Raw genomic sequence first — 8,982 nt, 5'->3', positions numbered from 1 at the left:
CCTGGCCTTTCTCGGTCTCGCCGCCGCCCTCTGCTGCTACAAACGGCTCGTCCGCCTCACCACATAGGACACGGTCTAAGGGCAGGATCCTCCAGAATTTTAATGATCTTTTCCCAGTTTGAAGGTTCGGAATAGAAGCTCCTCCTTCTGTAGCGGACACCAGCAACCTTCAGCTTATTCACCGAGAAATCTTGGTTGTGAGATCCGATCAGAAGGAAATACGGGTTCCCGGCCTCAGGCATACCCCGCCCCTGAGCAGCAGTCCTACCAACTCCCGGCAGCCTACAGTTGCGAGACCTCGCGGACCCCCGAGGATGCGAATTTTCGCCCCTGATCGATTCACCCTGCGTTAGGTAGGCGCCTTCCGGGCATCACCCCCAGCATCACCCAGCCCGTTGGGCGACTTCACGAAAGCGAGACGACAGGTGACCAACCCAAGCGCGCCCCTCCCCCGTTACGCCGACCACCACCAGCCGACGGACCGGGAGTGTGCGCCAAGAATGGGACCCAAGACGCAGAGGGTCTACGAGACGATCAGGGCTTGGATTGAGCAGGGCCGGTTCACCGCAGGGCAGTCGTGGCAGGCAACTGGTGGAGAGACAGTATTCCGAGGGTGCGGTATTCGGCGGCTGAGCATACGTGGGTCCTGCGGGCCAAGCGTGACCGGCCGGTCACGTCGGCATAGAAGCATTGGCGTGCGACGTCCGCCCAACGGGGTTCCACGACCGCCGGGTGGCCGTCTCGGGCCTGGGTGGCCCACCGCTACCTCGCGGGCGCCCTCAGCGCCGGGGCCCGGCAGGCCCCGGCGCTGAGGGTGTCAGGCTCTGCCCCTATCAGGCGCAAGAACAGCAGTAGCAGTAACACATCAGCGCGCCGTAGCGGCCGACCTCGAAGGAGTACTCCATGCCCGCCGGAACGTACATCCAGTCGCCGGCCGTGAGCTCATAGCCGTTGTAGACGATCGACCCGCTCGCGATGAACCGGATGCCGGCACCGTCGTTGTGCGCGTGCGGGGACGCCTGTGCACCCGGCTCGGCAACCGTGATGTAGAGCTGGGACTCACAGGCCATGTACACCGGAAGCTGCCACTTGCGGAACCCCGGCGGGACATTGTCGACCTCGAGAATCTTGAGCGCCTTCTCGACCCCCTCGTCCTTCGACGTGATGATGCGGCTCTCGACGTCGAGTCCGCTCTCGCGGACCGCGTTCTTGATGCGCTCCACTCCTTGCTCGAACGTGAGCCTGTTGGGATCGAAGCTCTGCTTCGCCATGGACTTCTCCTTCTGTGCGACCGTCCCGTGCGTCCGGTCGAAGGAGTGGGTTCCCCGTCTGCTCCGTGGCCCACGGCAGCCGGAGAGGTTTCACTGCGACAGCGTCGTCGGAGTAACCGTGTGGCGCAGTCGCGTTCTCGTTCCACTTGGGCCGGGGTAGCAAGTTGCCGTCTCTGGCTCATCCGGGTGCGGTCCCTGTCCCGTCACCTTGTTCCCATACGGTGCGCCGGTACGTCTGCCGGAGTGTCGTTGGGGAGCGAGTGATGGGCGCGGTGTCGGGGCCTTCGGGCACGGGCGAGTTGAAGCGGCACTTGGGTGTGTTCGACGCCGTGGTGATCGGCCTGGGGTCGATGACGCGGCGGATTCCGGGTGCGATGTCGTCGAGCTTGCGCTTCAGCCACTGTCACATCGGCGGCAGAGAGCGGCCGTCACGGCGACGCGGAACCACCACCGGGGCCGGGCCAGCCGCAACGGCGGCCTGCAGGCCGGTCTCCTCACCGGGGCGCCGGACTTTCTCCGGCTCGGGGATCAGCAGTGGAGAAGTGATCGGGGCCAAGGCCGCCGGCACCCGGCCCACGACCGCCCCGGCGCCCGAGCCGGCCTCCGCTCAGGTCGTCGACCTTATGGTGCTGGAGCAGTCCGTCACCCAGGCGAAGGCCAGTCGGGCGGGGCCCAAGAGGCCGCCGTCCACCATCTCGCGGCGGCCGAAGAAGAAGAAGACGACGACGAAGGCCGCTGTGTCGAAGAAGACGGCCGCCTCGAAGGCCGCGACGGACGCAACCAAGAAGACCGCCTCGAAGCGCAGGAGTTCACGCAGCACCTGACGACAATCACCGCGCGAAGGCTGGGGCGATACTGTCCGCACGTGTTGCTCTGGCGTCCTGAAGTTCAGCCGAGAACGGTGGCCCAGTGGGCCAGGGTCGAGGGGAGTTCGTTGGCATCCACCCATGCCCGGAACAGTTGGTCGCCCTTCTTCTCCGGGGTGCCGGTGTAGGCGGCGACGATCACGCGATCGTGCATCAGCGCTTCGTCCCTGCATCCGTGCTCATCCGCCCACACCATGACGTAGCCCTGGCGGTACGTCAGTGGCCCTATCTCGTAGGCGTCTTTGACTTCAGGGGTCCCGGGGTCACCGTTTACGTTCATGGCCCCAGAGCCTATGCCCGCTGCGCGAACTCCGGGGGGACAGAGTGCGCGATCCATTTCAGCGAGGGGGTGGAAGTGAGCGACCGAAGCACGGCGCGGGTGCGCTGGTCCATCCGCATGCCTCAGCCGGCGGCGGGGCACTGTGGGTGTTTGCAGCGCATCCCCTGCGCGTTCCCGCACTTACTGAGCAGCTGGTCTGTGACCTCGCCACCGTTGCGGATCCGGCGGAAGCACCGCTTGTAGATGCACAAGATGTCCTCGACCTGCCAAGCATCCAGCTCGCGAAAGATGTGCGGCAGCTCGCCGATGGCGACGGTGGTCTTACCGTGCCCCTCGGGAACCCCGAGAGCCAGGTAGCCCTTCTCGGTGCCCGAGTGCAGCCACACCTCGGCCGGCTCGAAGCCCAAGTGCCACGAGAGCATTAGAGCGGCGTCGTAGAGCAGGTGCGGCGCCAAAGAGCCGCCCGCGGCCTCCACTACGGTCTCGTGGACGGTCGGAAAGACGTCGTGTCCGGCTAGATGCGCGGCACGCGCCTGAAGCCGGCCGGTGAACAGATCGAGGGTCGCACCGGAGCAGGTTTGGGCGTGGTCGTGACGCTGGTCGTCGTGCCGGAGCAGATGCCCCGCCGCGTATATGGCCTTGTCCAGGTCCAGAGACTTGTAGTATCGGCGGTCTTCCTCCTCGCAAGCCACGTAGATCCGGCGGTAGTGCTCAACGACCTTGCGTAGGCCGGTGCGGCCGCGTTCGCTGTCGAGTATTCGGTCGTACATGGGTCACCCTCGTTCTTGTGCCGCGCCGCCCAGGATCCTAGGCGGCCCGCGAGCGTGACCGTCCGGCTGGCCGAACGCCGGCGGGACGACCGGGCCGGATGAGGACTCACCCCCAACGAAGCGCTCCGGCGCGGACCCCGCCGCCGCACACACCGCCTCGAAGATCACCAGCGTCGCCGTACGCGGCGCGATCACCGGCCTCGACTCCACCACGGCCCTGATCTCGTACGGCTACGACCAGATGGCGAGTATCAGTGAGTGGCCATCCATCACTTCTGGTGATCCGATTGGGCGATGGCGGCGAAGTCGGTGTGGGCTTGAGCGACGGCTCCGGGGTACGCCTGGCGCTTCTCGTGCTCGGCGAGCGCCCGGTAGATGCCGGCCAGGCCGGGGTTGCGGCCTTGCGCTTGCCGGTGGGGGACCTGTCCGTGGTCCCGGAGGCGGCGGCCCGTGTTGCGGCGACGCGCCGACCGGACGGCCGCGCGCCCGAGGGAGGAGGCCGGACGCGCCCTCGCCCCGGCAGAACTCGGCGAGTCTGCCGGGGCGAGCCGGACCACGGCGGTTCCCGTGCGGTCGTCGGGTCGTGGGTCCTGCCCCCCGACGACCGCACGACGGCACGACGGCACAGAACGTCGCGGTCAGGAGGAGTTCGGGTCAGCGGACCTCGGTGACCCGGTGCTCCTTGCGCGCGCCACAGTTGGAGTTGTACACCTGCACGTGGACGTTGCTGATGCCGCCGCCCCAGTCGACGCAGTGGCCCTTGCCGTACACGTAGGCCGGGCCCGCGTACGACGTGTACCGGCCGTAGTCCTCGCCCCGCTCCGAGGTTGCGTTGACTTCGATCCACAGGGCCATGTCCACGGCCGCACCCGGGTTGTTGCGGATGGTCGCCACGCAGTTCTTGCCGTTCGAGGCGTTGTACGTCAGGTAGACGGTGCCCAGCGAGCCGATGGCGGCCGAGTTCACGGTCTTGTAGGCGCTCCCGCAGACCTTCTGCGGCGTGGTGTTGGGCGCGGCGGTGGCGGGCGCCGCCAGCGCGGTCGTGGCCCCCAGGGCCAGGGCGGCGAACGCGGAGGTGGTCAGGACTGAACGGGTGAATTTCATGTTTCCCCCTGCTGGTCATGGGAGTTGGTCGCTCCTGCATGCTGTGACACGCGGGACGGCGGAACGGTTGCGCATCGTCCGAAAAAAATGCGACCGCGCCGCCTCACCACCCCGCCCGCCGGCCGACGGACGGCCTGCGACGGACGGCCTGCGACGGACGGCCGCGGGGAGCCGCGCCCGCTCGGCGAGCGGCCCCTGCGACGGTGGCGTGCGGCCGCTTGTCGGCGACCGCCCTCACCTCCAACACCTGCCGGGCCGGCACGCTCACCCCCCCTTCAGGGGACGTATGCCCTCAGCGGGCCAGGCCGTCTGTTGTTCGGGTTCTTCGCGGCAATGGCGCAGACCGAACGGGAGAACGTCCGCGACTCCACGCTGGAGGGCCTCGACACGACGGGCGGCCACCGGTCATCAACGACGACATGCTCCCACCGTGCTCCGGCGCCGGGGAATCCGTCGAGCAGATCCAGCCCGACCTGATCATCCTCACCGGCAAACGCAAGGGGCACAGCCCCTCCGTCGCCTGCGTCTACCGGGCGCTGGCCGAACACGATAAAGAGCAGGCATACCCCGAAGCCGTCGAGGCATGCAGGCCGACTTCGCCGCGTTGCGCCAGCGGTCGACGGCTACGCCCGCCACCGCTTGGCGAAGTCGCTACTCATCGGTCGATCCTCCCCAAGGCCCTTCCGGCACTGCCACAGTAATTGCCCGTGGCGTCCGGAGAACCCGCCGCAGGTCGCGATGATCACGGTAGGGGCTCCGCCCCAGTAAATCCGGTCTTTACTGAGGCAGCGCGGCCTGACCGATGATTTTCCGCGCCGCGTTGGTCTGTACGTCGAATACCGACTCACGGGAGGCTGATGCCATGCGGAAACTGATCTTTGCCATGAACATGAGCCTGGACGGCTACATCGCCGCGCCCGGCGACGACCTCGGCTGGAGCGTGCCGAGCGACGAGCTGTTCCAGTGGTGGTCCGACCGGGTGGTCTCGAGGGGCCTGGCGCTGTACGGGCGCAAGCTGTGGGAGGCGATGAGCTCCCACTGGCCGACCGCCGACAAGCAGCCGGGTGCCACACCGGCGGCGATCGAGTACGCCGGCCGCTGGCGGGACATGCCGAAGGTGGTGTTCTCCTCTACGACCAGCACGGTCGACTGGAACACCCGTCAGGTCACAGGCGACGTAGTCGCCGAGATCACCGGGCTCAAGGCCGACGACGGCGGCCCCATGGACATCGGCGGTGCCACACTCGCCGGTGCGGCCATGCGGGCCGGGCTGATCGACGAGTACGTGATCGTCACCCATCCGGTCCTGGTTGGCGGCGGCACGCCGTTCTTCACAGCCCTGGACAAATGGGTGAACCTGAGCCTGGTGGAGACCCGGACGTTTCCCGACGGCGTGGTGCTGACCAGGTACGAGACCAAGCGCTGAGCACTCGACGTCGGATCGGCGCGGGCTTCGGGCCACCCAAGGATCTCGCGGCGCCGTGTTCCGAGGCGATCGTGATACCCCTCGAGCGCGCCGGGACGCCGGGCTGGTCGCCGGTTTTCCGGCACGGATGGAGCAGCTGCGCCGCGGCGTCGCCCTCCCCGAGATCCACCTGGCGCCCCCGGCTCCGGACTCCGAGCGGGCCGCCGACCTGATGGACCGGCTCCAGCGGGCCGGCCGTGGCCTGGCCGCCCTGCCCGACGCCCAGGACGACGCGACCACCGCGCCGCAAGTCCCGCGACGAGGTCCGCCATGCTCTGTGTGAGGCCTGGCGACTCGGCATCGAGCAGCCCGGCCAGGATCGTCCCTCGAAGTGGTCCAGGCCCAGGCCGTGCTTTAGTTCCCGGTAGTCGTGTTCGATGCGCCGGCGGACCTTGGCCGACCGGACCAGTTCGGTGATCGGGGTGTCGGCCGGGAGGCTGGAGAGCCAGTAGTCGGTTGGGGATTCGGCGTGCTCCGGCCATTCGACCAGCAGCCGGCAGTCAGGCAGGACCCCGTCCCACCAGCCCTGCGTGGACGAGGCTGCGGCTTGTCGGGCGGCATCTGGCAGGTCCCGGCCCGGGGTGACCCCGGACCGGCGACCGCGCTCTGGAAGTGTGCGTGGTTCCGGTCAGAGGTTCTCGTCGTGCAGGTCCTCTTCGCGCAGCAGGTCGTCCTCGCGGCGGCGCGAAGTCTCCTTCTGTCCCTGCTTCTGTCCCTGCTCGCGGGACGACCTGCCCGGCTGGGGGTGAGCGGGATCTCCGGAGCGATGGTGCTCCTGTGCCTCGCTGCCCTTGCCCGGCTCCTTGGGCTTGTCCTGCGTACCGCCCATGACGTCGACTCCCTAATTGGTGCGTGGGGTGCGGGTTCCTCTCGGATGACGCTGACACGCACGGTTGCGGTCTGCATCATTTCGACTGCGGGGCGAGGCACGCGGGTGATGCCTGTCCCCGATGTGGCGGTGTGGGAAAGCCCCGGGCCGGCCGTTCGGTGCCGGGGGCGGGTGCATTCCCGCCCGCCCCGTCATTGGGGCATCACCGCTCCCGTCCGTGCCGTCCGGCCCGTGACCAGTGCCGCGGTCCGGACGCTCAACTCCGGTCGGGCGCGAGCCACGTAGTCGGCGTGGTGTCGCTCCGTGCAGGGGTGAGCTGCTGCTTGGAGTCGGGGACGCCCGGCCTGCCCTGCGGTGGTACGGATCCGAATTCCGCCGCTCGGCCGGGCGCGGGCCGCCACATCCCCGTGCGTCGTGCGGCGCGTCGCCACAGGCGGGGCAGGAAGGCGTAGAAGCGGTCGGGAAGGAAAACGGCGTCCGCGATGATCATCGCGCCGGAGAAGAGGGGCAGTCCAAGGAGCACCGCGATGCCGACGTGCATGCCCAGCAGCACGGTCAGAACGGGGTACTTGAGCTTCCCGAAGAGTACGAACGGGAAGGCGACCTGCAGGAGCACCGTCACGTAGCCGGCGATCGCGATCACCATCGGGTACTCGTCCACGAGGTGGGAGAGCGCGGGCCAGGGCTGGAAGAGTTCGAGGTTCAGCGCGTAGTGGAGAGCGGTGCCCCCGCCCCAGGTAGGGCCCTGGATCTTGTACAGGCCGGCTGATCCGTAGAGGAAGCAGACCTGCGCCGCGATGACGAGGATGGCGCAGTTGTGCACCACCGTCGTCAAGGTGGTTCGGGCGTCGAGGAGTTGCCGGGCGTAGAGGCTCCGCACCGGCTCCGGCGCGTTGTCCGCGCGAGCCGTCCTGAGCCGCTCTCGGCGTGCGTCCAGGGACCAGCGCCGACCGCAGGCGGTGAGGACGAGGTAGAGGGCCATCAGCAGGATCAGGTTGTCGCCCCCGTCCGTCATGAAGATCGACCTGGCATGGAACGAAGCCACCACGACGGCGAAGAGGAGGGATGTGGCGCGGGTCCGCCAGCCCAGCATGAACAGCGCGGACGTGAGGAGGGCCGTCACGTAGCAGAGTTCGAAGTAGGCGCGGCTGTCGGACAGGATCAGGACGCTGTTCCAGCCCGTCTGGTCGAAGAGCTGTTGTGCCAGCGCCGGTGTCCAGGGGGAGCCGGGGCCCCAGATCTCGTCACGGTGCGGGAACTCGCGCAGCAGGAAGATCAGGTAGAGCAGCCCGTAGCCGATGCGCAGGACCGATGCGGCGTACAGGGAGATCGGTCGGTCGGTGAGGAGCGTCCACAGATCGCCGATCCGGTCGAGGAGCCACCGGTGGGCCGTGTCTGCGATCGAAGTCTCCTGGGCCGCAGGTCGGTGCGGCGTGGCTGCCGCGGAAGGGGGCTGCGTGGTCTGCTCATTTCCCATGGGAGGTCACCTTCCACCAGGGCAGGAGCCGGTCCTCGGTGGGCGCCGGCGGTCGGCTCCCGGCCGGTGCGCCGGGTCCGGCGACGGGCAGGGTGACGACGCGGAGCTGGATGAAGTCGAAAGTGCCGCCGTCGTTGTGGGCGGCGACGCGGTTCGCGGCGATGTTGCGCAGGTACGTCTGCAACATCACGGCCCGTTCGGAGCGTGCCGTGTCGCTCCCTCCGTGTGTCTCGGCGTAAGAGGTCCAGGCGCGGCGCAGGAGGTTCTGGGACGTATGGCTCGGAAATACGTTGTGGTCGACCGCCGAGTGGTCCACGGCGGTCAGGTCGAACCAGGGGGTCACCCGCATCGATCCCCCGGGGTCGGTGTGTGCGGTTCTCGCCAGGATCTGCCGGTTGGAGGAGTCGGGGTCCGGGGCGAAGAGCCGCCAGTTCTGCTCGAAGAGCGGGAACACCCATCCGTTGATTTGCGAGCTGTACCGCTTCGATACGGGGTTGGAGGGGGCCACATGAAGGAACACCAGGACGACGTGGACCAGAGCGGTCAACAGACAGAGGGCCGCGGCGGTGCGCAGCCCCGCTTTCAGCGCACGAACACCCATGGGTGACTTGGGCGGCCCGACCTCTTCGTCATGGCGCTCCTGGGGGGCCGGACCGGAATCGGACTGATGGAGTTCCTTCACGCCCACGGATTCGATTCCGCTCAACACCGCCCACCCGGTCTTTCTCATGTTGCTGTTCGCCTGAGGTCTTCGCGACTCCCACGGACGGCGCGCGGCGGATTCGATGAGGATTCCGCCGCGCGCCTTCATCCGATGAACGGGATTCGGGCAGTCTGTCGCTTAGAGGTCATCTCATTTGGGCTTCGTGGGTAGGCTGTCAGTCATGGTGGGGATCGTTGAACGGCTGGTGCCGGATGAG

10 protein-coding genes and 1 pseudogene are annotated in these 8,982 nt (G+C 67.8%); 2 read left to right on the top strand and 9 right to left on the bottom strand.

From position 1 onward, the window contains the following. Positions 1-833 precede the first annotated feature (833 nt). From NOD94_RS38490 to NOD94_RS38470, 5 genes are all read right to left on the bottom strand, one after another. Positions 834-1,271, bottom strand: coding sequence for a cupin domain-containing protein (locus NOD94_RS38490; protein ID WP_281210902.1), 438 nt, complete (start codon positions 1,269-1,271; stop codon positions 834-836). 607 nt (positions 1,272-1,878) lie between these two features. Beyond that, entirely contained in the window at positions 1,879-2,091 is a 213-nt protein-coding gene (locus NOD94_RS38485; protein ID WP_281210901.1) for a hypothetical protein, read from the bottom strand. Between the two features lie 68 nt (positions 2,092-2,159). Next, positions 2,160-2,417 (bottom strand): hypothetical protein, encoded by a 258-nt coding sequence (locus tag NOD94_RS38480; protein WP_281210900.1) that lies wholly within the window; start codon positions 2,415-2,417, stop codon positions 2,160-2,162. A gap of 122 nt (positions 2,418-2,539) precedes the next feature. After that, entirely contained in the window at positions 2,540-3,187 is a 648-nt protein-coding gene (locus NOD94_RS38475; protein ID WP_281210899.1) for a hypothetical protein, read from the bottom strand. Positions 3,188-3,841: 654 nt separating this feature from the next. Beyond that, positions 3,842-4,291 (bottom strand): hypothetical protein, encoded by a 450-nt coding sequence (locus tag NOD94_RS38470; RefSeq protein ID WP_053683731.1) that lies wholly within the window; start codon positions 4,289-4,291, stop codon positions 3,842-3,844. An 862-nt stretch (positions 4,292-5,153) separates the two neighbouring features. On the opposite strand from NOD94_RS38470, the gene NOD94_RS38465 reads away from it, so the two are divergent. Continuing rightward, on the top strand, positions 5,154-5,717 hold the full coding sequence (locus NOD94_RS38465; RefSeq protein ID WP_281210898.1) for a dihydrofolate reductase family protein: 564 nt from the start codon (positions 5,154-5,156) through the stop codon (positions 5,715-5,717). A 127-nt stretch (positions 5,718-5,844) separates the two neighbouring features. Continuing rightward, complete coding sequence (locus tag NOD94_RS38460; RefSeq protein ID WP_281210897.1) at positions 5,845-6,039, top strand: hypothetical protein; 195 nt, start codon at positions 5,845-5,847, stop codon at positions 6,037-6,039. Between the two features lie 24 nt (positions 6,040-6,063). Here the strand turns inward: NOD94_RS38460 and NOD94_RS38455 are convergent. From NOD94_RS38455 to NOD94_RS38440, 4 genes and pseudogenes are all read right to left on the bottom strand, one after another. Beyond that, positions 6,064-6,304 (bottom strand): annotated as a pseudogene (locus tag NOD94_RS38455) (IS701 family transposase); the annotation flags it as partial. 80 nt (positions 6,305-6,384) lie between these two features. Next, positions 6,385-6,585 carry a hypothetical protein gene (locus NOD94_RS38450; RefSeq protein WP_281210896.1) on the bottom strand — a complete coding sequence of 67 codons (201 nt, stop codon included), beginning with the start codon at positions 6,583-6,585 and terminating at the stop codon, positions 6,385-6,387. Between the two features lie 256 nt (positions 6,586-6,841). Then, a complete protein-coding gene (locus NOD94_RS38445) occupies positions 6,842-8,062 on the bottom strand; it encodes an HTTM domain-containing protein (protein ID WP_281210895.1) in 1,221 nt (406 codons plus the stop codon). After that, entirely contained in the window at positions 8,052-8,792 is a 741-nt protein-coding gene (locus NOD94_RS38440) for a DUF5819 family protein (protein WP_281210894.1), read from the bottom strand. Before NOD94_RS38440 ends, NOD94_RS38445 begins: the two co-directional genes overlap by 11 nt. Positions 8,793-8,982 lie beyond the last annotated feature (190 nt).

This window comes from Streptomyces sp. Isolate_45, assembly GCF_024721315.2.
Classification (GTDB): domain Bacteria; phylum Actinomycetota; class Actinomycetes; order Streptomycetales; family Streptomycetaceae; genus Streptomyces.
Note: the sequence above shows the minus strand (reverse complement) of the source record. Positions and strands in the feature narration are given on the sequence as shown.